The 731-nt window shown below is 69.9% G+C and carries 1 protein-coding gene; it reads right to left on the bottom strand.

Going from position 1 to position 731, the window contains the following annotated elements; genetic code table 11:
• Positions 1–704, bottom strand: a 704-nt coding sequence (locus tag D7V88_RS41945; protein ID WP_244238701.1) for an AMP-binding protein, incomplete at its 3' end; no start/stop codon positions are given.
• Between the last annotated feature and the right edge of the window lie 27 nt (positions 705–731).

Genomic DNA, 731 nt, shown 5'->3' with positions numbered 1-731 from the left:
GCCTCCACCTCGCCCAACTCCACCCGGTAGCCACGCACCTTCAACTGGAAGTCCACGCGCCCCAGGAACTCCAGCTTCCCGTCCTCCCGCTGCCGGACCTTGTCTCCCGTCCGGTACAGCCGCCCTCCCGCCTCGTCGCTGAAGCCGTCCGGCACGTACCGCTCCGCCGTCAACTCCGGACGGCCCACGTACCCGCGCGTCACCACCGCTCCGCCCACGTACAGCTCTCCCGCCACCCCTCGCGGCACCGGATGCCCGCTCCCGTCCAGCACGTACATCCGGGCGTTCCCAATCGGCCGCCCCAACGCCAGCGTCGCCGCCCCTTCGTCCCACGTGCCTTCGAAGGGATTCGTCAGCACGCCGACCGTCGTCTCCGTCGGCCCGTAGTGGTTGAACACCGCGCACTCCGGTGCCAGACGCTGCACCGTCTCCACCAGTGCACGGTCCGACGCCTCCCCGCCCACCACCAGCCTCTTCAGCGGCAGCACCTGCTTCGCATTCGGCCCGCTCAGCAACGCCCTCAGGTGCGAAGGCACCACCTTCAACCCCTCCACCCGGTGCTCCTGCATGTACGCGCCCAACGCCTCCGCGTCCGACGCCACTTCCTTGCCCACCAGGTGCAGCGTCCCGCCTCCGCACAGCATCGGGAACACCGCCGTGTGCCCAAGGTCCGCAGCCAGCGTCGTCACCGACGCGAAGCTCATTCCTTCTGTCAGTCGCAGCCGGCCCCG

The organism is Corallococcus terminator (assembly GCF_003611635.1).
Classification (GTDB): Bacteria; Myxococcota; Myxococcia; order Myxococcales; family Myxococcaceae; genus Corallococcus; species Corallococcus terminator.
Note: the sequence above shows the minus strand (reverse complement) of the source record. Positions and strands in the feature narration are given on the sequence as shown.